Annotated in this window: 21 protein-coding genes and 2 riboswitches; of the genes, 11 read left to right on the top strand and 10 right to left on the bottom strand. The window is 62.4% G+C overall.

The annotated features are described in order from the left end of the window. The first annotated feature begins 295 nt into the window (after positions 1-295). Entirely contained in the window at positions 296-784 is a 489-nt protein-coding gene (locus tag HGSM_RS13450) for an S-ribosylhomocysteine lyase (protein ID WP_019149291.1), read from the top strand. A 154-nt stretch (positions 785-938) separates the two neighbouring features. On the opposite strand, the gene HGSM_RS13445 is transcribed toward HGSM_RS13450, so the two are convergent. The 3 genes from HGSM_RS13445 to HGSM_RS13435 are packed head-to-tail and all read right to left on the bottom strand — an operon-like array spanning position 939 to position 5,882. Then, entirely contained in the window at positions 939-3,764 is a 2,826-nt protein-coding gene (locus HGSM_RS13445; protein WP_019149290.1) for a multicopper oxidase domain-containing protein, read from the bottom strand. A gap of 5 nt (positions 3,765-3,769) precedes the next feature. Continuing rightward, a complete protein-coding gene (locus tag HGSM_RS13440) occupies positions 3,770-5,074 on the bottom strand; it encodes a hypothetical protein (RefSeq protein ID WP_019149289.1) in 1,305 nt (434 codons plus the stop codon). Then, positions 5,064-5,882 carry a helix-turn-helix transcriptional regulator gene (locus HGSM_RS13435; RefSeq protein WP_019149288.1) on the bottom strand — a complete coding sequence of 273 codons (819 nt, stop codon included), beginning with the start codon at positions 5,880-5,882 and terminating at the stop codon, positions 5,064-5,066. Before HGSM_RS13435 ends, HGSM_RS13440 begins: the two co-directional genes overlap by 11 nt. Before the next feature lie 106 nt (positions 5,883-5,988). Here HGSM_RS13435 and HGSM_RS13430 point away from each other — a divergent pair, with 106 nt between their 5' ends. Further along, entirely contained in the window at positions 5,989-6,285 is a 297-nt protein-coding gene (locus HGSM_RS13430) for a DUF2249 domain-containing protein (protein WP_019149287.1), read from the top strand. 115 nt (positions 6,286-6,400) lie between these two features. Here HGSM_RS13430 and HGSM_RS13425 read toward each other — a convergent pair whose 3' ends face one another. Continuing rightward, positions 6,401-7,618, bottom strand: coding sequence for an O-succinylhomoserine sulfhydrylase (locus tag HGSM_RS13425; RefSeq protein ID WP_019149286.1), 1,218 nt, complete (start codon positions 7,616-7,618; stop codon positions 6,401-6,403). A 3-nt stretch (positions 7,619-7,621) separates the two neighbouring features. Further along, positions 7,622-8,047, bottom strand: coding sequence for a rhodanese-like domain-containing protein (locus HGSM_RS13420; protein ID WP_019149285.1), 426 nt, complete (start codon positions 8,045-8,047; stop codon positions 7,622-7,624). 5 nt (positions 8,048-8,052) lie between these two features. After that, positions 8,053-8,157: riboswitch (SAM riboswitch) on the bottom strand. 110 nt (positions 8,158-8,267) lie between these two features. Further along, positions 8,268-8,384, top strand: a riboswitch (SAM riboswitch). Between the two features lie 50 nt (positions 8,385-8,434). Between HGSM_RS13420 and HGSM_RS13410 the strand changes: the two genes are divergently transcribed. Next, on the top strand, positions 8,435-9,853 hold the full coding sequence (locus HGSM_RS13410) for an aminotransferase class V-fold PLP-dependent enzyme (RefSeq protein WP_019149283.1): 1,419 nt from the start codon (positions 8,435-8,437) through the stop codon (positions 9,851-9,853). 126 nt (positions 9,854-9,979) lie between these two features. On the opposite strand, the gene manD is transcribed toward HGSM_RS13410, so the two are convergent. The 4 genes from manD to HGSM_RS13390 all read right to left on the bottom strand — a co-directional run bounded on the left by manD (position 9,980) and on the right by HGSM_RS13390 (position 15,219). Then, on the bottom strand, positions 9,980-11,209 hold the full coding sequence (gene manD, locus HGSM_RS13405; RefSeq protein ID WP_019149282.1) for a D-mannonate dehydratase ManD: 1,230 nt from the start codon (positions 11,207-11,209) through the stop codon (positions 9,980-9,982). Beyond that, a complete protein-coding gene (locus tag HGSM_RS13400; RefSeq protein ID WP_019149281.1) occupies positions 11,196-12,704 on the bottom strand; it encodes a mannitol dehydrogenase family protein in 1,509 nt (502 codons plus the stop codon). Before HGSM_RS13400 ends, manD begins: the two co-directional genes overlap by 14 nt. After that, positions 12,701-14,131 (bottom strand): glucuronate isomerase, encoded by a 1,431-nt coding sequence (gene uxaC / locus HGSM_RS13395; protein WP_019149280.1) that lies wholly within the window; start codon positions 14,129-14,131, stop codon positions 12,701-12,703. The genes HGSM_RS13400 and uxaC overlap by 4 nt, the downstream gene beginning before the upstream one ends. A gap of 71 nt (positions 14,132-14,202) precedes the next feature. Next, entirely contained in the window at positions 14,203-15,219 is a 1,017-nt protein-coding gene (locus tag HGSM_RS13390; protein ID WP_019149279.1) for a LacI family DNA-binding transcriptional regulator, read from the bottom strand. Positions 15,220-15,486: 267 nt separating this feature from the next. Here HGSM_RS13390 and HGSM_RS13385 point away from each other — a divergent pair, with 267 nt between their 5' ends. The 7 genes from HGSM_RS13385 to HGSM_RS13350 all read left to right on the top strand — a co-directional run bounded on the left by HGSM_RS13385 (position 15,487) and on the right by HGSM_RS13350 (position 20,806). Beyond that, positions 15,487-15,855, top strand: coding sequence for a hypothetical protein (locus tag HGSM_RS13385; protein ID WP_154646367.1), 369 nt, complete (start codon positions 15,487-15,489; stop codon positions 15,853-15,855). 232 nt (positions 15,856-16,087) lie between these two features. After that, positions 16,088-16,675: a hypothetical protein gene (locus tag HGSM_RS13380; RefSeq protein ID WP_019149277.1), complete on the top strand. Its 588-nt coding sequence runs from the start codon at positions 16,088-16,090 to the stop codon at positions 16,673-16,675. Between the two features lie 42 nt (positions 16,676-16,717). Continuing rightward, the gene (locus HGSM_RS13375) at positions 16,718-17,344 is read left to right on the top strand and encodes an RHS repeat-associated core domain-containing protein (RefSeq protein ID WP_019149276.1); all 627 of its coding nucleotides are present in this window, start codon (positions 16,718-16,720) and stop codon (positions 17,342-17,344) included. A gap of 766 nt (positions 17,345-18,110) precedes the next feature. Next, on the top strand, positions 18,111-18,557 hold the full coding sequence (locus tag HGSM_RS13365; RefSeq protein ID WP_019149274.1) for a hypothetical protein: 447 nt from the start codon (positions 18,111-18,113) through the stop codon (positions 18,555-18,557). Between the two features lie 63 nt (positions 18,558-18,620). Beyond that, a complete protein-coding gene (locus HGSM_RS13360; protein ID WP_019149273.1) occupies positions 18,621-19,379 on the top strand; it encodes a hypothetical protein in 759 nt (252 codons plus the stop codon). 170 nt (positions 19,380-19,549) lie between these two features. Continuing rightward, a complete protein-coding gene (locus HGSM_RS13950; protein WP_019149272.1) occupies positions 19,550-20,266 on the top strand; it encodes a GNAT family N-acetyltransferase in 717 nt (238 codons plus the stop codon). A 99-nt stretch (positions 20,267-20,365) separates the two neighbouring features. Next, entirely contained in the window at positions 20,366-20,806 is a 441-nt protein-coding gene (locus HGSM_RS13350; protein ID WP_154646365.1) for a hypothetical protein, read from the top strand. A 25-nt stretch (positions 20,807-20,831) separates the two neighbouring features. Here the strand turns inward: HGSM_RS13350 and HGSM_RS13345 are convergent, their stop codons facing one another. Then, positions 20,832-21,722 (bottom strand): LysR substrate-binding domain-containing protein, encoded by an 891-nt coding sequence (locus HGSM_RS13345; RefSeq protein WP_019149270.1) that lies wholly within the window; start codon positions 21,720-21,722, stop codon positions 20,832-20,834. Between the two features lie 122 nt (positions 21,723-21,844). Here HGSM_RS13345 and HGSM_RS13340 point away from each other — a divergent pair, with 122 nt between their 5' ends. Continuing rightward, positions 21,845-25,312, top strand: coding sequence for a bifunctional proline dehydrogenase/L-glutamate gamma-semialdehyde dehydrogenase (locus HGSM_RS13340; protein ID WP_019149269.1), 3,468 nt, complete (start codon positions 21,845-21,847; stop codon positions 25,310-25,312). Positions 25,313-25,380 lie beyond the last annotated feature (68 nt).

Raw genomic sequence — 25,380 nt, 5'->3', positions numbered from 1 at the left:
TCCCGTGTGGGTGCCCTTTCGTGTTTCTTGTGCGTCTACTATCGTGTTTCTCGTGTTCTGGCGTCTACTATGTGGTTCGTTGTGTTGAGGGTACCCGTGTGGGTGCCCTCTTTTTTTATGCCCACACACGCGAGAGTATTCGTGAGCCCGCTCTCGATAGGGAGAGTGGGCTCACGAATACTCTCGATCCAAAAATGGTCTGGAGGGGAGTAGCGGGCCGGGCGGACAGTGGCCGCGCAGCGGCAGCCCATGTGCCAGAATGCAAACGACCCACTTTGCTGCGCAAGGAGATGGCATGACCAAGAAGGTAGTTGTCGAATCGTTCGAACTCGATCACGAGGCAGTTGTCGCACCCTACATCCGCAAGGCCGGGGATCGGGAGATCCCCGGAGGCGGTCGAGTATGTAAGTACGACCTGCGGTTCACCCAGCCGAACACCGAGCCACACATGCCCATCGAGACCGCGCACTCCATTGAGCACATTCTGGCCTTCACCCTGCGTGAGTTCTCCGACGACATTATCGGTGTCTCTCCGATGGGCTGCCTAACCGGCATGTACGTGATCACCACGGGCGTGATCGACACTCCGGAGAAGATGAAGGACATCGTGATTCCAGGGCTGGGCCGCCTGCTAGAGTTCGACGCGGTGCCAGGCGCAGAGTCCGCAAAGAGTTGCGGCACGTACCTCCTGCACGACCTTGAGGGAGCTAAGCAGCGCGCTCGCGCATTCCTGGCTAAGGAGTCCGAACTGCTTGACGTGTACGGGCACGGATTGGCCGAGTAGCTGGTAGCAAACCATAAAGCGCGGTGCTCCCGATCGGGAGCACCGCGCTTTCTTCGTGTATGGGCAAGGCAGCCCCGAAATCCCCGGGAGGCCTGGCAGCCTCAGAAATTTCCCCCTCATCGGGAGTGCCGCGTTTTTTCGTGCGCAGGCCCACCTAGTCGCTGATGCTAAAGATCCCCTTGGCCCCGCGCTCCGCGTCCACCATGATGTGCGTAATGAACGGATAGTTTCCGGCCTCGCCAAAGGTCAGCTCCACAAAGCCGCCCTGGGCCGCCTGCAGCGCGAGTGCCTGTGCTCCTCCCTGCGCACCGTCCGCTGGCGCCTTGGCTGAGCCGAGCGTGTACGCGCCCTCGAACCACACCCTGTCGAACTGCCCGCCGACCACGTGGAACGAGCTGGCCCGTGACGGCCCCACGTCGAGCACCCATACGCGCACTCGCTCGCCCACCGTCGCGGTGAGCGGGCGGTCTACGTACTGGTTGGCGTATCCGTTGAACAGCACGACGTCCAGGTTGTGCTCGCCACTCAGTGCTTTCTCCACGTCCACTGGTTGCCCCTGCGCGCCCAGGTACATTTCGGACTGGACCAGCAGGTATGACTTGTCTACCTCCGGGAGGTCGTCGGGCTCGATGACCACGGCGCCCGCCATGCCGTTGGCGATGTGCGCGGTCATGGGCATAGTCCCGCAGTGGTACATCCAGATCCCGGCCCGCTTGGCGGTGAATGTGTACACCAGGGATTCGCCCGGCGCGATGGTGCGCATCGGCCCGTCGGGGGCCACCTCGGATGCGTGGAAGTCGATGGAGTGTCCCATCGAGCCGTGGTTCACGAGCGTGATTTCGAACGTGTCGCCAACCCGTCCGTGGAGGGATGGCCCGGGGAACTGCTTGTTGAACATCCAGATTTCTTGGGTCACGCCCGGTGCGATTTCGCGGACTTCCTCCGTGATTTCGAACGTCATCTTGTGCGTGACGGGCCCGTTGTCGGCTGCGAGTGGTTCCAGCAGCGCGTCGCGCGCCACGAAGTCTTCGGGTGCGCTGGCCATGAAGTTCAGGTCGTCGGCCGCGCTGGGCGCGGCTTGGTCGCCTCCGTGCATGGAGTGGTCCATGCTTCCCGACGATTCTGCTTGCGAGCCAGCATCATCTCCGCCGGCCTGATGGTCGGCTGGGTCGGAGTTGTCGGCGCCGGAGCCTGTGACGTTGATGTCGAAGACCATGCCCATTTGCTTGTGTCCGAGGATCGAGCACCAGCCGCCGAGCGAACTGTTTAGCACTCCAAGTTCGATGGTTGCGGTGTCTCCAGGCGCGAGCCTGCCGGAGGTTTCACCTCCGGGGAAAACAAGGTCGTGGATGTTGGTCTTGTCGGTGTTGGTCAAGACGATCGTGAGGTTGGTGCCGGCCTCGACCTCTATCGAGGCTGGGAAGAACTTCATGTCCCGAGCTTCGATCTCCACAGTTTGCTTGGGGGCGTTGGCGATCTGGTCCGCAGTAAACGACCCGTTGTTTCCACTGCCTGCGGTGGAGCCCTGTTGGGTTCCCGCGCCCGCATTGCCGAGCGCCAAGACACCAAGCGCCGAGGGGTTCACAGCAACGGCGAGAGCAATGGCGAGCGTGCTGGCCACCACCGCGGCCACGGCCTGCGCGCCGAACCAACCGCGCTTCTTTTCGCCGTAGGGGTTTTGTGGGCCCTTCGCGGTGATGCCGGCTGCCCGAGCTTCGGCATCCGCTAGACGCGTGCTCGCACTGGGCGCCGCATACCGTGCAGCTCGGAGTGAACGAATCATGAGGACGAGGAAGCTTGCTGTTGCGCCGAGGTAGAGCATCGTTGCTACCACGAGCACGACCGAAGGCACGGGGAACGCCGCTAGCAGGAGAGTGAGGTTAGCCATTACGATGCGGAAGACCCCGCCGCGATCCATTTCCGTGTTTGCCGCCCGCGAGGACGCCGGCCCCTGGGACACAATGACTGGGATGAGGTAGGACAGGGCTCCAATGAGTACCTGGACGGCGAACCCGGCTACAAGAAATGGGGCGATCGTGGTGAACGAAGAGTAGGCGAGGGTCCACGACCCTGCAGCCGCTCCACGCGTGAAACCAATGACCAGGACCACCAAACATCCCATCAGCCACAGGTAGGCCGCGCCGACGCTCAGCGTGCAGAACGCCACGGGTGGGCGCTGCGCTGCGGTCCTGGCGAAGACAACTCCCAGCCACACCACACCTGCCAGGTAGAAGACCAGTCCCACAACCACTGCCCAGAGCACGCCGAACCCTGCACCCAGCGCGGTAACGCTGAGTGCGGCAACGAACACCCACAGCGCACGCCTCGAAGCGAGCACGATCTCGGGCCGCATCTTGGTCCGAAGCATGGTGGGCCACAGGGTCACCAGCGTGCCGAGGACGGTGAGCCCAACCCAGCCCAGAACGTTGATGAGGGCGTGGCTGACCTTCATCTGGCCGTGGGCCGGATCGGAAAATCCGTGGGCCAGAAGAACACCTAGGGTTGCGCCAACGGGGAGCGCCGCCGATGCCGCGATGTAGTACCAGAGGCTCACCGCAAAGCGCACGCCGATAGCCCTGCGGAACCTTCCCAGCAGGGAGGCCGCATGCCAAACCACCGCCGCGACCACTAGGCACGCGCCCACCAGGGTGATCTGCCACAGGGAACTGAGTATGCCCACAACCACTGCGACCACGCCGGCATTGAACCCGATGAGCCGCAGGTTCTGCGCCTTAAGGTCTCGTTCGGACGCGGGCACGCGCAGCAGCGCGTAGGAGAAGTGTTGCGACCACACCAGGATCGCGTGGCTCACCGCACCGAGCAGAACCAGGTGGATCATGAGCCAGCGCGGCTCGGGCAGCCACCTGTGCCCCACCGAAACGATCACCGTGAGCACCAGCCACAGGTACGAAGGAAGGTCGCGCATGGGCCAAAACTTCTTGACCGGTGCGGGCCTGGCTGTGTTGAGTCCGATTGTCATGTGCTTTACCGTGTGATGTTCGTTGGGTGAGTGGGGATCGTGATTTTCGACGATTGCGCAGCCATCTTGGCAGCATCGTCTCCGTTTGACGGTGGATCGATTGCCGTCGTACGGCCATGGGCCGCACTGTCCGCGGTGCTGTCCGCTGCGTCGTCCACTTCGCCGCGCGCAGTGTCGTCACCAGCGGCCTCCGCCTTGCGCGCGGCTTTCGCCTTGCGTTCCTCGGCCTGACGCGCAGCAGTGCGCGAGGCCAGCACAGAGGAGGTCACTGCTGTACCGAAGAAGAGCAGGAGCGCGATGACGTTGAGCAGTCCGCCCGCTGTGACGGCCCACGGCAGGGCGAGTCCGTCGCCGATCCATACACGCAGCAGCAGGGAAGCGTGCAGGAGGACCGCAGGCACCCACATGAACGTCCGATAGGGTAGCGGGCGGCGCAATACTGCGGGCAGGATCGTGGTGGCGTGAGCCATGATCATGGACATGGTGAACCCGAGGAAGGTCGTGTGGATGACCGCGTCGTATCGTGTTCCCTCGAAGGCCGGCCCAAACAGCCAGACGCTTCCGGCGACGGCGAGCCACGCATAGCTGGCAAGCATGCACGCCGCCATGAATCGCCGGGATCCCGTGGTTGTGATGAGCTTGCGCGCTACATCTCTGGACGCAAGCCATGCGGTCATGACGATGAGCATGGCACCGAGGAGCGGGTAGCCGACCATGGGCCACATGAGGGAAACCACGAGGCTCAGGGCGATAGACACGCTCATCGTGAGCAGGATGTCGCCGTCCCGAGGAGCCAATGCAAGCCGCGCGAGTTCAAGCCGTTCACCGCAGATGGTCAGGATAAGGAATCCCGCGAGCCAGGGTACGAGGACCCTGATGGGGAGACCTGCCACGAGCAGGATGGTCGCGACCACTGCGAGTACAGAACCGAGCATTTGGATGAGGACGGCCTCATCCCGGTTGCGCCGCCACAGTGGAATGTAGTTGATGCACATCGCCGCGATTCCAACGAAACTTAGGCCGAGCGCGAGCGTGCGAGGAACCGGCGTCATGAGGAGCAGCCCGCCGATTCCCAGTGCAGCCGGAGAGAGGTACCCCCACCACGTGCCGAGCGCCACGGCTCGCTCAAGCGCTATAAGTGCGCCAACGAACCCGAGCGTCATGAGGTAGCCGTGGGCATCCGCGATGTAACCGGTGGTCACGGGCGCTGGTAGTCCAAGGAGCAGCAGAGCCGCATCGAGCCCGGCGAGAAGCGCGAGGCCGGCGGGCAGAAGCAGGACTGCGCGAGCTGGAATCTGTCTAGTTGCCATTGGGCTGGCCCTCGTTGCGAGCTGGGCTCTGGATTTCGTGCGAGGTTGCACTCCGGCCGGCATGGGTTGCATTCGCATTTATCGCAGCCGCCTCCGCAGGCTGTGCCTCGTCCCGAGTCCGCGTCACTAGGTGCAATGAGCACACGCCGGGCGCCGAGAACGGCTCGAGGTGGCTTCCTTCGGTGTCCACCCCGTCCGCGTCCAGTACCCCGGCGATCAGACCCATGTGCACGTTGCACACCACGTCCGGGTATGTGGTGGCGGCATCGAGGATGGGGCACCTGCGCAACTCGACCACAGCAGAGGAGGTGGTTGATGGGGCGAAACCAAGATCGTCGAGAATCTGGACGACGCGACTCGAAGCGGACTGCTCGGGGCGGGCCGGGGTGATCGTGTCCGTCGCGGCGAGCGACGTCCCCCAGGTGTGGCCCGCATCGCGGGCCGCGGCCACGGGATCGGGCGCCGTCAGTGCGATGGTGCGCGCGAGCGCGCCCGCCAACCCCGCGTATTCGAGCGCACCGGCGGACTGTGGCGAGGGAGTTGAGGCCTGCCACAGCCAGCTGGGGCGGCCGCGGCCGTCAGGCTCGGCTGGGCTGCGGGTGATGAAGCCGTCGGATAGGAGTGCGTCGAGGTGTCCGCGCACTGTGTTTTCGTGGAGCCCAACCCGCTGCGTCAGCGCGGCGATGGTCAGGGGGACGGCTTGCGCCTCGAGCGTCTCGAGGATGAGCAGCCGCGATGGGGACAGCGCGCGGCCGCGCTTTGATTGTCGACGATCGGGGCCGGTCCCAGCAGCAGATTTGTTTTCCACGGACTTAAGTGTAATAAAATAAGGGCTGCGAAGCGAACGCCTTAGGTCACATCGGGCGGGGAACTCGGCGAGGGCAACGAACGCCCCACCCAACCAAGGAGGAGACATGGCTGAAGTAGGAATCGAGATCGGCGAGAAGCCAAGCGGAGGCTGCGCCTGCGGCGAGCACGACGCTGTTGGATTCCCAGAGCTCAACGTGCAACTAATCCCGCACGAAATCCGTCACGCAACGATCTTTGGCGCGCTCGCGGGCGTGGCCGAAGGCCGCGGACTCATCATCAACGCAACCCACGACCCAGTGCCACTCCTCATGCAAGCTGAGCAGCGCTTCCCGGGCATGTTCGCAGTAGAGTACCTCGAGCGCGGACCGGAGATTTTCCGCGTGCAGTTTGCTCGAAACTAGGTTGCTAGAAAAAACTATCCTGGAGCTGTAACAATCTGTAGCGCCCAGGACATGAGTAATGGGGGCGTCTTGCGCGAGACGCCCCCATTCCTATTACGCAGTGTTCTGATGAAAATCAGGCCCGGAGCGCGATCTCGATGTCCTCAAGGATGTCGAGTGGGTCCTCGAGCCCGATGGACAGTCTGACCGTGGTCTCCGACAAGCCCACGCGGGCGCGCCCTTCCACGCCAAGCTTGCGGTGGGTCGTGGTGGCGGGATGTGTGATCAGGGACTTGGCGTCTCCCAGGTTGTTGGAGATGTCCACGACCTCGAGCCTGTCCAAAAATGAGAACGCGCGGAGCTTCTGCTCCTCGTGTGAAGCGCCTTCAGGCGCGGCCAAGTCGAACGTTACTACGGTTCCACCGCCGGTTTGCTGGGACGTGGCCAACTCGAACTGCGGGTGGGATTCCAAGAACGGGTAGCGTACGTTCGTGATTCCCGGAAGGTCCTCAAGCGACCTCGCGATTTGCAGGGCCGACGCCGTCTGGGCCGCCACGCGCAGCGGCATGGTTTCAAGCCCCTTGAGCAGAACCCATGCGGAGAACGGGCTGAGCGAGGGCCCGGTGTTGCGAATGAACTGCTGGACGGGGCCGTTGATGTAATCGTTTGAGCCCAGAATCGCCCCGCCGAGTACGCGGCCCTGGCCGTCGATGTGCTTGGTGGCGGAGTACACCACAATGTCCGCACCAAGCTCGAAAGGCTTCTGCATGACGGGCGTGGCAAACACGTTGTCCACAACTACTTGGGCGCCAGCCTTGTGCGCCAGCTCCGAGACCGCGCGCACGTCGATGATGTCCTGCATGGGGTTGGATGGAGTCTCAAAGAACACTACGTCCGCGGGCCGGTCGAGGGCCTCCTCCCACTGGGACAGCACGTGGCCATCCACGTAGTCGGTGATTACGCCCCACTTGGCAAAGATCTCGTCGAAGATGACTAGAGAAGAGCCAAACAGTGCGCGGGCGGCAACAATCCGGGAACCGGACTTCACCAGGGCGGCCAGCGCTGTGAACACCGCGGACATCCCCGAGGCTGTGGCGTAGCAGCCTTCCGCGCCCGGCCCCTCGATGAGGCGCAGCCTCTCCTCAAATGTGTGGACCGTGGGGTTGCCGTAGCGGGAGTAGATGAACCGGTCGACCTCGCCTTTGAATGCGGCCTCCGCCTCAGCTGCGGTCGAGTACACGTAACCCTGCGTCAGGTAGATCGGCTCGGCGGTTTCCTCGAAATTGGAGCGCGTTTGACCGCCGCGCACGCCCAAGGTTGCTGGTCGAAGTGCGCGGGGGCTGAGATAACCCACCGGTTACTCTCCTGCGCCGTATGTGGTGAACGGGAGGCCGCGGAGCTTCCAGCCGTTGATTGTGCGCTGGCCGTATAGGTCCGCGTCGCCCTCAAATCCTTCGAGCACGTTGTAGGCGGGACCGTAGCCCTCCTCGGTGGCCACGGTGGCCGCGCCGATAGAGCGATTGCCGGAGCGGCACAGGAAGATGATTGGGGTGCCGTCTCCCGGCGTGATACCGGCCTGTGCGAGCTGGGTCAGGAAGTGGACGTTGGGGCCGTAGGCCGTGACCCATTCGATGAACTGGGTGTCCTTGTTCAGGGCGGTCAGGTCGGGGACGCCGATCTGGTTCCATTCCCCATTCGTGCGCACGTCAACGAGGATTGCGCGCTCGTCGGATTCCAATAGATCCCACGCCTCTTGGGGTGTGAGGTCGCCTGCATAACTCATGTTGTCCTCCATCGGTCATGGCTTTAGCACCCTCACCTGCAAGTTTGGTTCCTGTCAGGGGGTTGCTGCAGCGTCAACGTGCCACGTCACTCAGCTGCTCTGGATGGTCGTTACCCATGATAGTCCACAGCCCGGGCACATATGAGACAACTTGCTCGTTATGTGAGATCGCTTGTGAGACCGATTGACACCGTTTTGCCTCCCAGTGAGACTTGAAAAAGGTCACGAGTTCCAGCACAAAGCCCCGGCTAGCTGGACGGCAACCCTCCTCCTGCGGCGGGGTGCTCCGGGTGAAGACCAGGCTCCTCGCCACTTGGTGCGGGAGCAAGCGCGGGATTCGTTGCATAGGCACGTGTCCCTTCCTTGCCATGCTTCTGGAGTTTTCTCATGAACAACATTGCACTGCCGTGCCTGCCCGTTGTCGGATCGTCCACCTTGGTGCCCTTGGTTGATGGGCGCCAGGTCCCTTACGCAAATCTTGACTGTGCCGCCTCGGCGCCGGCCCTCCAAGCGGTCGCGGACCGAGTCAACCAGGTCCTGCCGCTCTACGCCTCGGTGCACCGCGGGGCGGGCTACCTGTCCCAGGTGTCCACCGCCCTGTATGAGGAGTCGCGGGCGGCGATTGGCCGGTTCGTGGGAGCTCGCCCCAGTGACGTCACGATCATCACCCGCAACACCACGGACTCGTTGAACCTGCTTGCGGGCTGCGTTCCCGCTGGTCCGGATGGTACTCCGGGGCGGGTGCTCGTGCTGGACGTGGAGCATCACGCTAATCTCCTGCCCTGGCAGGGCGCGCCGGGTGGCGCCCGCGTCCTCGCGGGCGGTGCCTCGGTGGCAGAGACGCTCGACCTCCTGCGCGCCGAACTGGCGCGAGACTCGTACGCGCTGGTCGCGTTCACGGGTGCGTCGAACGTGACGGGGGAGTCCCTGATTATCGACGATGTGGTTGCGATCGCGCACGCGGCCGGGGCCCGGGTGGTGCTGGATGGCGCACAGCTTGTCCCGCACAGGCGTTTCTCGCTCGCGGACTCTGGAGTGGATTACGTTGCGTTCTCGGGCCACAAGACGTACGCGCCGTATGGCGCCGGGGCGCTGGTGGGAGCGCGAGACTGGCTCGACTCCGGGCACCCCTATCTTGCCGGGGGTGGGGCGGTCCGGCAGGTTACCACTGAGGACGTGACGTGGACGAGCGCCCCCGCCCGACATGAAGCGGGTTCGCCGAACGTGATCGGCGCGGTGGCTCTGGCTTCCGCATGCGAGGCGCTCGCGGCGCTGCCGGAGGGCGCTTTGGAGGCCCACGAAAACCTGTTGCGCACGCGACTAGTGGAGGGCCTCGAGTCGATCGAGGGTGTCCGGGTGGTGCGGGCCTGGGAGGATGCGGTCAATCCCGTGGGTGTGGTGACGTTTGCGGTCAACGACTGCGACCCGGGCCTGGTGGCCGCCTACCTGTCGGCAGAGCACGGAATCGGAGTGCGCGATGGCCGGTTCTGCGCGCACCCCCTTCTGCACCGGTTGGGCTTTGACGCCGGAGCAATCCGGGCATCCGTTGGCGTAGGCACCACTTTGGCCGAGGTGGACCGGTTGATCCACGCGCTTGCGCTGTGGGTCAAAGAGGGCGTGCACACAAACTACGAGGTGGTTGATGGCTGCTGGGCAGTGAAGGACGACCCTCGCCCCACGCCGGCCGGATCGGGTCTGCATGGGCTCATCGCCACTGCGGCCGCCGCGGTCGGCGGGGTTGCGGCCTGCGGGCCGGCACCCACACTCGCGCCCCAGCCCACGCCCGCACTCGCGCTCGTGCAGTGAACCTGCCATTTTGTTTGATTCTGACCGGAAGTCGGCTGAAACCGATCAAAAATGGCGGTCTCACTGTGCCCTGCGGCAGCCAACAATAGGGCCCGGCGCCTGATGCGAGGGCGCCGGGCGTAGGGCCTACCAGTCGTGGACGGTGCCGTCGGCCAGACGGTTGAACGGCAGGTACGCCTGCTGGTAGGGGTAGGCGGCAGCGGCTTCCTCGTTGAACTCGACGCCGAGGCCTGGGGCCTCGCCCGGGTGGAGGTAGCCGTCCTTGAAGGTCATCTGCTGCTCAAACACAGTGTTGGTGGCGTCGGAGTGCTGCATGTACTCCTGGATGCCGTAGTTGTGGATGGCGAGACCCACGTGTAGTTGTGCAGCAAACCCGATCGGCGAGATGTCGGTGGGGCCGTGGAAGCCGGACTTGATCTGGTACTGCGCGGCGTAGTCCATGACCTTCTTGAGCGCGGAGATGCCACCAAAGTGCGTGGAGGCGGCGCGCACGTAGTCGATGAGCTGCTCGCGGATCAGGGTCTGGAAGTCCCAGATCGTGTTGAACACCTCGCCGATGGCCAGAGGGGTTGTGGTGTGCTGGCGGACCAGGCGCAGGGCTTCCTGGTTTTCCGCCGGCGTGCAGTCCTCGAGCCAGAACAGGTCGTAGGGCTCGAGCGCCTTGCCCAGCTTGGCCGCCTGGATAGGGGTCATGCGGTGGTGGCCGTCGTGCAGGAGCGGGATCTCGGGGCCGAACTCGTTGCGCACGGCCTCAAAAACGGATGGCAGGTGGCGCAGGTAAGCTCGGGTGTCCCAGTCCTCTTCCTGCGGGAAGGCGCCGCGGCCTGCGGGTTCGTAGTCGTAGCGGGCGCCGGAGGACTGCTGTTGCGCGGCCACGCCGTACACGGCCTTGATGCCGGGGACGGAGGTCTGCACGCGGATGGACTTGAATCCGAGCTCCTGGTGGTGGCGGATTGAATCAAAGAGCGATTCGAGGTCCGTTCCCGACGCGTGGCCGTAGGCGCGCAGTCCAGTGCGGGACGCGCCGCCGAGCAGCTGGTACACCGGCAGTCCGGCGATCTTGCCCTTGATGTCCCACAGCGCCATGTCCACGGCGGCGATTGCGGCCATGGTGACGGGGCCGCGGCGCCAGTATGAGGAACGGTACAAGAACTGCCAGGTGTCCTCGATCTGGTGCGGGTCGCGGCCGATGAGGAGCTGCGTGACGTGCTCCTTTAGGTAGGCGGCCACGGACAGTTCGCGCCCGTTGAGGGTGGCATCGCCGATGCCCGTGATGCCCTCGTCCGTGGTGATCTTGAGCGTGACAAAGTTGCGTGACGGGCTGGTTACGAAGACCTCTGCCTTAATAATTTTCATGGTGTTCCTTTTGTGTGGGCGCTACAGTGCGCGGTGCGGTGAAGGTGCCGCGTAGGTTGTGGATTGCGTGGAGCGCCGTCTGATCGGCGGCGAGGTCGCGGTCGATGACCGCGATAAGTGCGTGTGTGGTGCTGATTTCCAGCGTTTCTGGTGCGTTTAGCTGCAGGGCCCGTTCCAGCGCGGCTGCGTTGGGGTCGGGGAGTGCGGAACGCTCGGTGTTCTCGGACGCGGTGCGCTCGGACGCCGTGCGGACGAGGTAGTCGCACCAGGCCGCGAGCGGGCGGAGCGCAGCCGTGCCGGTGCGGGAGGCAGCGCGTTCGGCCTCGTATACCGGGACGGCGCGGGCCTTGAGCTTGAGCGATCCGTCCATGGCGATTTGCGCGAGGTTGTGCGCGATCCGGGGGTTCTCAAAGCGGGCGATGAGGGCTGCGCGGTACTCGGGAATGTTCAGGCTTGGCTCTCCAAGGTGGTTGGCGGCCTCATCCCAGAACTCCTCCACCCAGGCGCGGGCAACCGGGTCGGCGATTGCCTGGTCCACGGTGGCATGCCCGCGCAATTGTCCCGCGTATGCGAGGAGAGAGTGGGCGCCGTTGAGGAGCCACAGCTTGCGGCGCTCAAACGGCTCCACGTCCTGAACGAACTCCGCGCCTGCCTTCTCCCAGGCGGGGCGGCCGGTGGGAAAATCGCCCTCCAGCACCCACGAGGTGAAGGGTTCGGTGACCACGGGGGAGTTGTCCGTGAACCCGGTGGCGGCCTCGACCGCTGCGGAGTCCTCGGGCGTGGAACGAGGCGTGATGCGGTCGATCGACGTGCTCACAAAGGACACGTTCGCGGTGATCCACTGCGCGAGCAGCGGGTCCACGAGAGCCGCGAGTTCCGTGATGACGGCTCGGGTCACGTCGCCGTTGCCCGGCAGGTTGTCGCACGAGACCACGGCGATGGGCCAGCCGTCCGCGCTGCGCCGGGCGGCGAGCGCCATGACGAGCCGCGCGGGCACGGTCTCTAGCGTGAGGCTGGGGTGCGGCGCCACACCGAGGCTTGAGGCATCGCTCGCGTAGGCGCCGCGCAGGTTCGCGAGGTCCCGCAGGATCGCAGGGCTCTCGGCATCGAGGCGAGCAGGATACGCACCCACCACGGTGTGATAACCGGCCTCGGTGACGGTGAGCGTGATGATCGAGGTCTGGGCGTGCGCGACCGCGGCGGCCAAGGCCACCAGGTCCGCGCCATCGTGCGCCTCGATGATCGAGTCAATGACCTCGAACGAGTCGCCGTCTTCGCCCCTAGTCACCAGGGAATACAGGCAGTCCTGATCGTTCAGGGTCGCGGCGACCTTGGGGGAACGCCCCGTGAAAGCCACGATTCCCCATCCATCATCAGCGTGCTGGGTATACCAGGCCTGGTGGGCCCGGTGAAACGCGCCAAGTCCAATGTGTACGATCCGCTTCTCGCGGGGATTCTGTGGTGCGGGCAAGAAAGCACGCGACAGGAGGGTCATAGCTTGAACGCCCTTCGTGGAGCCGCGTCAACAATGTCCACGATGATCTCGGCCGCGCGCTCCTCGCTGATGCGGTGTTCGGCGACGAGGCGGGCCAGGAAAGCCGCCTCAATACGGCGGGAGGCATCATGACGCGCGGGGATCGAACAAAACGCACGAGTATCGTCGACAAACCCTGAAGAGCGGGAGAATCCGGCGGTCTCCGTGACCGCGGAGCGGAAGCGGAGCATCGCATCCGGCGCATCCAGGAACCACCACGGCGCACCGATGAACAGGGACGGGTAGAACCCGGCGAGCGGAGCCAGCTCACGCGAATACACGGTCTCATCAATGGTGAACGCGACCAGCTGGAAGTTCGGGTCCGTGCCAAAGTCCTGGAGCAAGGGCTGCAGACCGGTGGAGTAGTCGATCCCGAAGGGGATGTCGTGGCCGGTGTCGGGGCCAAACTGGGCCAGCGTGCCGGGGTGGGTGTTGCGGTGCACGCCCGGGTGCAGGGTCATGACCAGACCGTCCTCGCAGGCCATGCGCGCCTGCTGATAGGTCATGTGGGCCTCGAATGCCAGAGCCTCTTGACGAGTGGCCTCGCCCGACAAGCCCTTGGCAAACAGCGCCGCTGCCTCCTGCTCGCTCAGCCGAAGTGAGGACGGAACGTGCACGCCGTGGTCTGAGGACACGGCCCCGTGCTCACGGAAGTACCGGCGGCGGTTGGCCATTCCGGCAAGGTAACCCAGGTAGCCGGAAGCACCCTCACCAGCCGTATCGATGAGCCGGGTGGCGTTGCGGGCAAAGTCGGAGTTCTCAAACTTGATGTACGCGTCCGGGCGGAAGGTTGGAAGGACACGGGGCGCAAAGGTGGGGTCTGCTGCCAGGCGGTCGTGCGCCTCGAGCGAGTCCAACGGGTCATCCGTGGTGGCAAGGACCTCGATGTTGAACTGGTCCATGAGCGCTCGCGGACGGAACGAGGGCTCCGCCAGCTTGGCCTCAATGGTGGCATAGACCGTGTCGGCGTCCGCCGGGTCTGCGGAGCCGAGCAAGGCGTCATCCACCCCGAACACGGAGGTCAGTTCCTCGCGCAGCCAGTAGCCGGAGGCCGTGCCGTCAAAGAGGTTCCATTGGGTAGCAAAGTTCCGCCACGCCTGCTTTGGGTCGATCCCCGCGGGATCGTGGGCAGCGGTGCCAGCGCGGACGTCCGCAAGCGAGGTACCGGCTGAGTGGAGTAGTCGCGTCACGTAGTGATCGGGGCTAATCAGCAGGGTGGTGGGATCGGGGAATGCAAGGTCGTCTGCGATCATGGCGGCATCAACATGACCGTGAGGGGAGATGATCGGAAGGTGCTCTACTTCAGCGTGGAGCGTCCTAGCGATGGCCCGCGTGGTGGGATCGGCTGGGAAGAGCCGGTCCGGATGGTTGGCAATCGAAGATGACATGCCACAAGGTTCCGCTGCAGGCCAGCGAACTGGCAATCAGTTGCAAGAAGTTGCAACGGGCTGGTTGCGTGCTATGCAGTCCCTGTTGAGCCTCGAACAACTAGCCGGCTGGGGAGCTTGACCGAGTGGTCCTGCGTGGGCCGGGCGGCACCGTGCGCCGAGAGCGCCAGGAGGGTTCGTACCGCGGTTGCTCCGAGCGTGTACTGCGGGGACGCGATTGAAGTGAGCCCGGGGTCCACCAGGTCGGCGCCGCTTGAGTTGTCGAACCCCACGATCGAGTAGTCGCCGGGTGTGCGCAGGCCATGGCCTCGGAGAGACTTCATGAGCCCCAACGCGATGAGGTCGTTGAATGCGACGATCGCCCCGGGCGCGAGTCTGCGCACCTGCTCAGCGAGCGCCGCACCCCCATCCATGGTTGGGGCTGGTGCCTGGATCGAGGTCACGCTTATGCCGTTTACGGCGGCGTAGTCCTTGATGGCCTGCCACCGCATGCCGTTCGCCCAGGAGGCTGCCGGCCCGGCCACGTACAGTACGCGGGTGTGCCCGAGCACCTGAAGGTGGGTCATGACTTGGTGTGCAGCGCCCACGTGGTCCACGTAGATGGAGGGCACGCCCGTGACCACCCTGTTGATGATGACTGTTGGTTTTTGCCGCGCCATCGTCCGAACGGCCGAGTCTGACATACGAGTCGAGCTGAGAATCACGCCGTCCACCATGTCTGCCGAACGGTCAAGGGCCTCGCGTTCGATGACCCCTGATTCGCGAGTGTGTGCAAGCAACAGCAGGTACCCGTTTTGCGCGGCCTCTTCCTCAGCGCCCCTGATGAGTTCAAAGAACACCGGGTTGGAAATATCCGCGATCACCAGCGCGATTGTGCCGCGCCTGATCGCAGAGGGTGCGATTGGCCGGTGGATTACTTCGCTGTGGTAGCCGACTTCCTCGGCTGCTGCCCGGATGCGCTCCGCGGTGGCATACCTGACCTGCCCCGGCCGCGCGAACGTCCTAGACACCGTGGACGGCGAGACCCCTGCGACCCGCGCGACGTCATAGATGGTCGCGGCACGCTCTGGCTGGGTTGGGGTTGGCACCCCTCCATTATGTGGTGGGCCTGCGGCACACACCAAGGACCCACAGATTATCGACGATTGTGGTTACCTTGCCCGTGCGGGTTCTTGTACGGTTTTGTTTCGAGGGCAGTGCGTGTTCTGCCCCCCGACCATTTCCCTCGATGGCACTTATGGTGCTCTGGGTTAACGGACATATCAACAAAGGTGTGAGAGCCCGAAATTCGCGAAAACTGAATTGAGGTCACATTGAAGAAGTCGCGAACTCTTAACGCGGGCATGGCGTGCATTATGACAGCGGCCATCACTTCCAGTTTGGTGGCGTGCTCGAATGGCTGTGATGCAGAAGCTGATGCGTTGGCCACGCACGCTGAGAAAGTCTTTGAAGAAGAACTTGGGCCGGCGAGGTTCCTTAAGTTTCATGAGTTCTGCGAATACCCAGGAGAGGCGATTTTCTCGCTCCACGTTGACACTTCGGTGAGCGCTCAAGAGGCGAGGGGGATCATCTTGAACTCACCGCACGGGGGAGAGGAGGTTGGGTACCTTGTTTACCGAGACGGAAGCAATATGGTGTTCGACTTTGAGTTCACAGAGGTAAATGATGGGCTCAATGTCAGAGGCTATGGAACGTTCGTGTCGCCACAAGGCAACTCAGACTAGCGGCCTCTTGTCGGACGGCGTAGAGCGGTCTGGTGTCCTTGGTTACTGAACAGTGATCTTGCGAGGCGCCCGCAATTACGCGCCACCGACCTGTCTGGTCTCGTGCTCATGGGCGTCCGCTTGTAAAACTCCGTGACCGGTCAGTTCACGAGTGTGGACCTTGGTTACGGCGGCAAGGCATTGTTGCTAAGTCAGAGGGTTGCGGGCATGCTTTGGGTCGGAGGTGGTAGTCATGTCTTTCGGAAGCCGTGATTCATTGAAGAGCTTATTCGCTAGATTCACCGGGTATACCAATCGGAATGATCGTTTTGCTGAACTGGCCGAACAAGAGGTCAGCCGCAAGCGCTATGTGGAGAGGCTGCACCTTATCGACGGGTTGTCGAATGAGGCACACCCTAACGGTCCGCATCGCTGGAATATCTCTTATGGGCAGTCCGAATTTCTAGGAATTGCACAGCGGGGCGAGTTTCACGCGAAGTTAGTCTTAGTCTCGACTGTCGGGTCTGCTACAAGTGAGGAGAACCGGGAAAAGAATATTGAATGGGTAGATGTGCTACCCGAAGAAATCTGGTCCCAGACGGCAGGCTTCGAAGTAGATATTCTACGAACTAATGAAGAGACAGGCAAGCTACAGGCCGACGATCCAATCACGAACTATATCGCGCTCTATCGATGGCCAAACCGATCAGCTTTCTCCTTCACAACTTTCGATTCCTTGTGGAAGTTCTTGAAACCTCTAGATATCGAATGGTTTGGTGCTACTGAAGCTTTCGGTATTCTCGAAAGCGAAGGGTGGAGCCCGGACTGGGGAGGAGATTAGGCAGAACCGAAGAGCACCTTTGTCACCTAACAAAAGACGTGGATGCACGACAAAGCTGACCGTATCCTCAAGCGTGCGAACAATACGGGCGACTACGTGTACGGCAAGCTAAGGCGGCAAACCAGCCTGCCAGGAACTGATACTCCGCAAGGCGAAGCCGCAGGTAACCTGACCATCTCGTATTGCGACTCGGATCTGGCACGCACGGTCACCCAGAACTCGTCTACGAAGACTCTGTCCACCGGGATTATCGATCCTCAATGCAGCGTCGTTGTGACCAGTTACACGCACACGCCAGGGGCCGGGAACGGGCAAGTAGCAGCGCGCGTCACGATGTGGAGTGCGCTGGAATCCGTTGACGAGTACGGCAACAAGCTTGCCGTATCACAGCACAAGAGCTCTGGTGCTTTGAACTACTCGTGGCTTGGCGGTAAAGAACGTGCCACCGACCTGTCTGGTCTTGTGCTCATGGGTGTACGGCTATCTAGCTCCGTGACCGGCCAGTTCACTAGCGTTGACCCGGTTAAGGGAGGTAACTCGACTGCGTACGCGTATCCGCAAGACCCCATCAATCAGCTGGACCTCGATGGTGATGCTGGATGGTGGAAACGTAACTGGAAGACAATCGCCATCGTAGTGAGAGTGGGTGTAGCAGTCAGGGTCGGATGAGCATCGGCAGTGTCTTGCGCATCCGCGGTTGCGGGTGCTGCTCGCTATGCAGGAACCCGTTCTGTCAGAAGTGCGGTAGTGCGAAGAGTGGTTGCTGTAAATACGTGCGCGAAAGTCAAATATGGGCAGAGGCTGAAGAAACTGAATGGGCAAAAGAACTCAATAATGCGAAACACAAAAGCGGGAAGGATTAAGTATCCTGTAGCAGGAAGGCCGCACGCAGGAGTTGCAACACCACACAAGAGTTTCCAGAAGTGGAATCCTCGAAACCCAAATGGTGGAGTCGATAAATTTGGGAAACCCACGTCTATGGGCTGGAAGGGTCTGTATCATGCGAGGAGGTCGATTGGGAAGTGGAAGTGATGATACTTGATGGAATTCGGGTTTCCAGAGAGACACTGGGTACTGCCGAAGTCGTGATAGATGGTCTAGGTAGTCTTGATCTATACAACGAAGCAAAAATGAACTCCTACTCCTTGTCACCGGCGGAGCGGACATTCCAGTTGGTCTTTCAGTTATGGAACACTGATCAGCCGATAGACTCCTTTGTCGAGCTAGAGTTCTTGGGTGTGCGAAACATGAGAGTGTCCCAAGGCGGCCCAGTCCAAGATTTCCAATTGTCTGACTTTATACAGTTCGCCTTCGGTCAGCGTTGCGTCGACAATGAAAGGAATGTCAGAGTCATGATGGATCATGCTGAGTATTTCTTTGACGCAGACGCTCTCGCTGCGCGCGTACGTAAATCAACGGACCAAGTGAAAACCTAATGAAAAGTCCACTGTATGAACTGCAGAGCAAAGTCCTACAGGGGATCTCGCCTGAAGTCAGCGAATCGATTCAAACGTGGAGCGGTAGCAAGGACTTACTCGATGAGTATTGGCTGATCGAAGACGTCAGCTCAGGGCGGGAGGTCACTGTTGAACTAGAAGCACTTGACATGTGGTACTTCAACATGAACATCAATCTCCCTTGCAACCGGAATGCTTCCTTCACTAACGAATTTGAGAAATTGATTTTCTATCTCCGGTCGGTTCTGACGAGAACCGATAAGTATGAGGTCTTAATGACCAGAAACAGAGTTCTCGCATGGAGCCCTGTATTTAGTGAACGAATGCTTGAACCGGGTCTTGTAGGGCGCATCGTTGGTCGCGTTCCAGGGATGCGCGCCCGGATCGTCGGTTTCGAAGAACTCTCCAAACTCATCAAGCGATAACCTACGGTGTCGTAGGACAGCGAGCGAGCGTACACGTCAGGATCCGGGGAGGGCCCATCGTTGATGATTGACCAAGAGATTGACGAACTAGTTAGGCTAGGCCAGCGCGGTTTTTTGCTGGAAGGTCGTAAAGAAGGACTCACGTTTCTCTTCGCCGTCGGAATCAGCCCCGCTAGCAGATCAACGCGGCGGTGGCGCTTTATCCATAAGGATAATGCGGCCAGCTTTTATGACGCGGCAATAATTGACTTGGTTGGCATTCCCCAAGTTCATCCGATCAGCGCCGAGGTTTCCTCATGGGCTGAGAGTATGATGGCGGACTACTTCACATGCGATTCTCCACTTTCGTTGGAGCACATCTGCGAGTTTCTTGAGCTTGACTCGGCACGATGGGTAACCCGGAGTAATGAGGTCACAACTCTTCTCAGCTCGAATCAGAACATTTCGCCGATGGACAGAGCGTGGATTGAAGAATGCTATCGAGGTGATTACGTGGTTGCTGGCGTGGCTGCCCGTGAATATCAAGACGAACTCCGGCTCGCGATTGCAATTGCCGATGTTTCTCAACCGAGCCCCGGGTGGGCGTGGCGACCCAGAGGTATTCCACTTAGAAATTTTGACAATATGACTATGTCTCTGGCCTTCTATGTTTTTTACTCAAAGGCTTCGTTCGTGCCTTCTGAAGATCCTCATGCATGGGATCAACTCCAGCGTGAGGCAAAGAAAGTTCCTCAAGAGTCAAGAACTGTTTGGCTTGAACGGCTTAGTGCTTCTTTCGACATTATTCCGGCAGGAATCATAGAAGAAATCCCGCTGCGCTAGTTGCGCGGCGTGCACGCTTAGCGGTGACGACCAGCTGGGACGGGAACGTGCACATACAACAAGCTGGGACGGCAACCAGCCGATACATGTCCTCTGTTGTTGGGCGGCGGGAGTGTGCCGTGTGCGCACGGTCTGTTGCGGGTTCTTCCCGCTCGCGCAGACAATGGGTCATGGACAGCAACGCGATTCCGCACCTTGAGGCCTCGACACTTCCCGCCCTTTTTGAGGTGTGGGAGGACGCTACTGGGCTGGCGCGAGGAGCGCTCACACGAGGCAACACCAGGTTTGTTGAACGCCTCGGGTTTGATGCCGCTGTCACCGTCACGCTCGATGGGGCGCGGGTTGTTGTGGCACCGCACGGGGCGCTCGCGGTCCTTGAGGCAATGCCCGCAGCCCTGCTCCATGACACGGCCGCGATCGAGGAGGCCCTGTCTCGAACGTGGATTCCGGAGGCAGTTGGAACCGCGGAGCTCTGGTACCGCGACTCGCCGGTAGGCGGACCCGATGATCGAGTTTCCCGCGTCACGGAAACCGATGCTGCGGCCATGCGGCAGGCAGTAACAGCGGAAGAGTGGGACGAGGCGGACTTGGCCGACATGGAGTACCGCTGGGTGGTTCGTGATCCGGGAGGCACACCGCTCGCCATCGCCGGCTTCACCGTATGGATGGACAGGGTTGGCCAGATCGGTGTAATCACGCATGGCGACCACAGGGGGCAGGGCCACGCTGAGCGTGTGGGCCGCTTTGCCGTGAACTCTGCAATCTCCATGGGGTTGATCGCCCAGTGGCGCACGCGGGTGGGCAACGATGCCTCCTCGAAACTTGCGCACGCGCTCGGATTCACTCAGCTGGGACTCCAAAGCACCGTCGCTCTCGAAGAGGACTGAAGGCGCTGGAACCTGCCGGTTCAGCGCGCCCCGGCAGTATCGTCGAAAATTTGGGCACAATACAACGAGTAGGTGCGTGGTGCAGGTAGCCTCGAAGCCATGGGACTCTTCAGCAGGAAAAAAGAGGTTGACGTTGCGCTCCTTGAAGCGCAGTTCGGCGCCGTCGTGCCGTGGCAGGGTACGGGCCTGAGCGTCACGGCGTGCCTAGTGCGCACGGGAATGCGACGCAAGGGCGCCGCGCCCGGCGTTGAAGTCCGTGCGGGAGACGCCGTGGGAGTATTCACCGCAGCGGAACTGCTCGCAGTGCTCAAGGGCATGACACCCATCGCCGAGACCTTTGTGGACTCCCCGCAGCTACTCTTCTTCTGCCGGGCGGACGCTGGAGGAAAGGGGTCGAGCGCTTACGAGGCCTTTGCCGCGTTGCCCGATGGGTCCTATGCGCTCGCCGGTGCTGACGAGCCAATGTCGGTGTTCGCGCAGGTGTCGCCGCAAGAGGTACCGCAGCTAGAGGGGTGGCTGCGCGCGCTCCCGGGGCTCTAAATCTGATGCGGCCGGGGCGTGGCCTTTAGGCCACGAGGTCCCGCGTGACTTGGGTGAGGGCGCGGCGGACCGCGCCAATGGAAGCACGCTCGCTCGCGGAGGCGCGAGCCGACGTAAACACTGTGCGTCGCGGATTCCCCGGTAGGTCAATCAGGCGGACGCCCGCAGGGGCGCCCACGGTCATCAGGCCGGGCAGGAACGCAACGGCGTTCCCCGACGCAATGAGCGCGATATGGGCTTGGAGGTCGGCTGTTTCGAAGCGGACATCGGGATCGAAGCCAGCCACGCGGCAGGCCTGCTCCGCCCAGTGCCGGGACGCGGCGCCGCGAGGTTCCATGACCCAGGGGAGCGTTCGTGCATCGGACAGGCAGCGAACCGTGCCGGATGCCGGGACCGCGAGCCTAAGCGCGTCCGTGGTGAGTTCCACGCGGTCAAGGTCGGGATGCCAGGGCGCGGCGTGCCCGGGGTACTGCTCGGCAATCACCAGATCGAAGTCCCGAGTCCAGGTTTCACGCAGCGCGGTCTCCGGCTCGCGCTGAGTCATGGTCACGCGCAGTTCAGGGTGTAGCGATGCCAGTTCCCCTAGAACCTGCGGCATGAATGCCAGGGCGGCAGACTGGAAGACGGCAACCTTTATCGTCCCTGTGAGGCGCGAGCCGGAATGTGACACCTCAGTTTCCGCGCGTTCAAGGAGGTCAATGACTTGTGAGGCGTAGTTGGCGAGGGTGTGGGCCTCGGGCGTGAGCTGAACCCGCCGGCCCACCTTCCGCAGGAGTTGCGTGCCCACTTCCTTTTCCAGCAGCGCGAGCTGCTGGGAAATGGCGGAAGGGGTCTGGTGGAGGGCCACAGCGACGTCGGCTAGGGTCTCGCGTTGTTGCAATTCAAGCAACACTCGCAGGCGCCTGACGTCCAGCATTGTAGCCTCCGAAAAACAGTAGCAATACTTAAGTAAATCGATTAGAAATCTTCACTTTACCTAAAGTAAATCACCTCTCACACTTAGATTTGAATATGACACCTTGACTTAAAGGAGTGACCTTGCTCGATCACAGCAACGACGCTCAGGCGCTGACGGAACAGACCACCAGCCTGGTCCGTGAGTGGCTCGCCACCGCCGACACCATCAAGCCCTCAACCGCAGCCACCCTGCTTGCGGGAGTGCTCAGTGAGGAAGGCGGCCTCGACTTCACCGTAGGGTTTGTGGATGGCGTGATCCGCCCCGAAGACCCACAGATCGCGGCGGAGAACTTCCGCTCGCTCGCTCGCAACACCCCGGGCTTCCTACCCTGGTACCTGCGTGCGGCGGTCAAGACGGGATCGGCAGCATCGCGAGTGGCGCCGGCGCTCGTGGTTCCCGCAGCGCAGAAAGTCCTGCGCGAGATGGTGGGTCACCTCATCGTTGACTCCACAGACGCTAAGCTCGCCCCCGCTATCGACAAGATCAAGCGCACGGGACGCAAACTCAACGTCAACCTCTTGGGCGAGGCCGTCCTCGGCCCACGAGAAGCAGCAAAGCGCCTCGCCGGCACCAAGCGCCTGCTCGAACGCGATGACGTGGACTACGTGTCCATCAAGGTGTCCTCCACTGTTGCCCCGCACTCACCGTGGGCATACGCCGAGGCAGTGGACCACGTCATTGACCAGCTGCTTCCGCTCTACCAGTACGCAGCGAGCCACCGCGGACGCAAGTTCATCAACCTGGACATGGAGGAGTACCGCGACCTCGACATGACCATCGAGGTGTTCACCAAGCTGCTTGACCGGCCCGAACTTCTCGGGCTAGAGGCCGGGATCGTCCTGCAGGCCTACCTGCCAGATGCCATGCGAGCCATGCAACACCTCCAGGAGTGGTCGGCAGCCCGCCGCGCTCGCGGGGGAGCGGCAATCAAGGTCCGCCTGGTCAAGGGTGCAAATCTGCCCATGGAGCGAGTCGAAGCAGCTGTGCACGGCTGGCCGCTCGCCGTGGTGGGTTCCAAGCAGGAGGCCGACACCAACTACAAGCGCGTGCTGAACTGGGCCATGACCCCGGAGCGCATGAACAACGTCCACATTGGCGTTGCCGGCCACAACCTTTTTGACGTGGCACACGCCTGGCTGCTCGCTGGAGAGCGCAGCGTCCGCGAGATTCCGGGAGCCCTCGAGTTTGAGATGCTGCTCGGCATGGCGGAGGCCCAAGCCGAGGCCGTGTCCCGGACAGTGGGGCAGCTCCTGCTATACACGCCAGTGGTCCACCCCGACGAGTTCGACGTGGCCATCTCCTACCTCATTCGCAGGCTCGAGGAGGGCGCGTCGCAGGACAACTTCATGTCCGCTGTGTTCGAGCTGTCCAAGAACGAGCCGCTGTTTGCCCGCGAAAAGGCGCGTTTTGAGGCGTCGCTCGCGCAGGTAGATGACTCAGTGCCACTGGCAAACCGCCGCCAGGACCGGACCACGGATGTCCCCGCGCTCCAGTCGGAGTTTGCCAACACCCCGGACACCGACCCGGCGCTCCCCGGCAACCGCGGTTGGGGCCGCGAGATTCTGACGGCTATTCCGGGCAGCACACTCGGCGATGACCTCGTGGCATCCCACACGATCACAGACCCAGCGGCGCTCGAGCGCGCGCTGACCACCGCCGTGGATGCTACCCCCGGATGGGCCGCGCTGGGTGGAGCGGGCCGAGCCCGCGTTCTTCGTGCCATGGCCACCGAGCTGGAGAAGAACAGGGCCAGGCTCATGGAGGTCTCGGCCTCCGAATGCGGGAAGACCCTGGACCAGTCCGACCCTGAGATCTCCGAGGCAATCGACTTTGCCAACTACTATGCGCAGCTGGCTGAACAACTCGACACCGTTGATGGCGCCCGCGCAGTCCCCGTGAAGCTGACCGTGGTCACGCCGCCGTGGAACTTCCCTGTGGCGATCCCAGCCGGATCGACCTTGGCGGCACTTGCGGCAGGATCGTCGGTAGTCATCAAGCCTGCAACGCAGGCGCAGCGCAGCGGATCCGTCATGGTGGACGCACTGTGGGCGGGACTCGATGCCTGCGGCATCTCGCGCGACATCCTCCAGCTCGTGCACGTGTCCGAGGGCGATCTGGGACGCCAGCTGGTGTCCGATCCGCGCGTTGACCGCCTCATCCTGACCGGCGGATTCGACACCGCGCAGCTGTTCCAGACGTTCCGTCCGGACCTGCAGCTGCTCGCCGAAACATCGGGTAAGAACTCGATCATCGTGACACCGCACGCGGACCTCGACTTGGCAGTCAAGGACGTGGTGAACTCCGCGTTCGGTCACGCCGGGCAGAAGTGCTCCGCCGCGTCCTTGGTCATCCTGGTGGGTTCGGTGGGGCGCTCGCAGCGCTTCCGCAACCAGCTGCTTGATGCGGTCTCAGGCCTGCGGGTCGCCTTCCCCGAGGACCCCACCGCGCAGGTGGGCCCTGTCATCGAGGCACCCAGCGGAAAGTTGGAGCGCGCACTGACTACGCTGGCTCCGGGGGAGTCCTGGGCGATAGCGCCCGAACTCCTGTCGGAGGATGGCCGCTTGTGGTCCCCGGGCGTCAAGACCGGAGTTGTCCCCGGCTCCGAGTACCACCTGACCGAGTACTTTGGGCCGATCCTGGGCATCATGACCGTGGACACCCTCGAGGAAGCTATCGCCGCCCAGAACGCCACCGACTTTGGCCTGACCGCCGGCCTCCACTCCCTCGAACCAGCAGAGATCGAGCAGTGGACCGGGTCCGTGAACGCCGGAAACCTGTACGTGAACCGGGGGATCACCGGCGCGATTGTCCGACGCCAGCCGTTTGGTGGGTGGAAGCGATCGGCCGTTGGTGCCGGCACCAAGGCCGGTGGCCCCAACTACCTGGTTGGGCTGTCGGATTGGGAGCGCGCAGAGGCTGCGGCTTCGTCTGAAACTGCCACAATTATCGACGATGTTGCTCGCCTCATGAGCATCATCCGTTCCAGCGCATCCGAGTTGGGTCTGGGTCCAGCGGACTTGGAGTTCCTGTCTCGCTCCGTTGCCTGCGACGCAGCTGCTTGGGAGAGCGAGTTCGGAGTCATGCGTGACGCGTCCGGTCTAGTAGTGGAGCGTAACGAGTTTCGATACGTGCCAACGCTCACGCCAGTGCATGTCTTTGTGGGAGAAGACAGCTCCGTGGCGGACGTGCTGCGCGTTGTCCTAGCGGGGCTGGCAAGCCGGGGCATTTTCGAGGTAGTCCTCGAAGCTCCGCACGCCGGACTCCAGGAGGTTCTGGCGCGAGCAGGCATGGGCGCGAACGTGCGCGTTCAGGAACTTGGTGTGTGGGCGGAAAAGCTGAACGACGGGCGTGTTCGGGCCGTAGGATCTTCCCGCGCGGTGCTTGCGGGTGCGATTGGGGCTAAGCCCGACGTCGCCATCTATGCGCAGCCGGTCACCGAGGCTGGGCGGATTGAAATGCTTCCGTTCCTGGTGGAACAGGCCATTTCGATCACGGCTCACAGGTTCGGTACCGTGCAGCCTCACGTTGCGCTGGGAGCGCGGGACTAGCCTTCGCCCACACCCACACTCTCGCCGAGATTTTGGTTACGGCGGTAAACTCCTAGGTACGTACTAGG

This window comes from Timonella senegalensis JC301 (assembly GCF_000312125.1).
GTDB classification, from domain to species: Bacteria; Actinomycetota; Actinomycetes; order Actinomycetales; family Cellulomonadaceae; genus Timonella; species Timonella senegalensis.
Note: the sequence above shows the minus strand (reverse complement) of the source record. Positions and strands in the feature narration are given on the sequence as shown.

Coding starts and splice junctions, on each gene's coding strand:
- HGSM_RS13440 (WP_019149289.1), bottom strand. CDS start 5,074: ATGGCAACTAGACAGATTCCAGCTCGCGCAGTCCTGCTTCTGCCCGCC.
- HGSM_RS13950 (WP_019149272.1), top strand. CDS start 19,550: ATGGACAGCAACGCGATTCCGCACCTTGAGGCCTCGACACTTCCCGCC.
- HGSM_RS13445 (WP_019149290.1), bottom strand. CDS start 3,764: ATGACAATCGGACTCAACACAGCCAGGCCCGCACCGGTCAAGAAGTTT.
- HGSM_RS13430 (WP_019149287.1), top strand. CDS start 5,989: ATGGCTGAAGTAGGAATCGAGATCGGCGAGAAGCCAAGCGGAGGCTGC.
- HGSM_RS13410 (WP_019149283.1), top strand. CDS start 8,435: ATGAACAACATTGCACTGCCGTGCCTGCCCGTTGTCGGATCGTCCACC.
- HGSM_RS13345 (WP_019149270.1), bottom strand. CDS start 21,722: ATGCTGGACGTCAGGCGCCTGCGAGTGTTGCTTGAATTGCAACAACGC.
- HGSM_RS13365 (WP_019149274.1), top strand. CDS start 18,111: ATGAAAAGTCCACTGTATGAACTGCAGAGCAAAGTCCTACAGGGGATC.
- HGSM_RS13420 (WP_019149285.1), bottom strand. CDS start 8,047: ATGAGTTATGCAGGCGACCTCACACCCCAAGAGGCGTGGGATCTATTG.
- HGSM_RS13350 (WP_154646365.1), top strand. CDS start 20,366: ATGGGACTCTTCAGCAGGAAAAAAGAGGTTGACGTTGCGCTCCTTGAA.
- uxaC (WP_019149280.1), bottom strand. CDS start 14,131: ATGTCATCTTCGATTGCCAACCATCCGGACCGGCTCTTCCCAGCCGAT.
- HGSM_RS13385 (WP_154646367.1), top strand. CDS start 15,487: ATGACAGCGGCCATCACTTCCAGTTTGGTGGCGTGCTCGAATGGCTGT.
- HGSM_RS13400 (WP_019149281.1), bottom strand. CDS start 12,704: ATGACCCTCCTGTCGCGTGCTTTCTTGCCCGCACCACAGAATCCCCGC.
- HGSM_RS13450 (WP_019149291.1), top strand. CDS start 296: ATGACCAAGAAGGTAGTTGTCGAATCGTTCGAACTCGATCACGAGGCA.
- HGSM_RS13380 (WP_019149277.1), top strand. CDS start 16,088: ATGTCTTTCGGAAGCCGTGATTCATTGAAGAGCTTATTCGCTAGATTC.
- HGSM_RS13375 (WP_019149276.1), top strand. CDS start 16,718: ATGCACGACAAAGCTGACCGTATCCTCAAGCGTGCGAACAATACGGGC.
- manD (WP_019149282.1), bottom strand. CDS start 11,209: ATGAAAATTATTAAGGCAGAGGTCTTCGTAACCAGCCCGTCACGCAAC.
- HGSM_RS13360 (WP_019149273.1), top strand. CDS start 18,621: ATGATTGACCAAGAGATTGACGAACTAGTTAGGCTAGGCCAGCGCGGT.